The sequence below is a fragment of the Rhodosalinus sp. K401 genome (assembly GCF_041365735.1).
GTDB lineage: Bacteria > Pseudomonadota > Alphaproteobacteria > Rhodobacterales > Rhodobacteraceae > Rhodosalinus.
In genome coordinates this window covers 1-346 of record NZ_JBGFSI010000064.1, presented here as the reverse complement: position 1 = coordinate 346, position 346 = coordinate 1, and the positions used below count along the sequence as shown (strand labels likewise).

1 pseudogene is annotated in these 346 nt (G+C 68.5%); it reads left to right on the top strand.

Annotation, left to right across the window (positions count from 1 at the left end):
- A pseudogene (locus tag AB6A66_RS17555) lies at positions 1-346 on the top strand (M1 family peptidase); the annotation flags it as partial.

Here is a 346-nt window from a genome sequence, read left to right as displayed (position 1 = left end):
CCGCTGCCGAAGGGCAAGCAGATCAGCGTCGTCGTGCGCTACGCGGGCAAGCCGTCCGAGCTGAAGATCGACGGTGCCTCCAACTGGCACCGCACGCCGGACGGCGGCGTGATCGCCCAGGAGCCGGACGCCGCCGTGTGGTGGTTCCCCAGCAACGACCACCCGACCGACAAGGCGACGTACGACATCTCCGTCTCGGTGCCGGACGGCAACCAGGCGCTCAGCAACGGCGTCCTGCTGTCGAAGACCTCCAAGCTCGGCTGGACGCGCTACAACTGGCGCTCGGACAAGCCGCAGGCGACGTACCTGACCACGCTCGCGGTCGGCAAGTTCGACGTCACCCAGG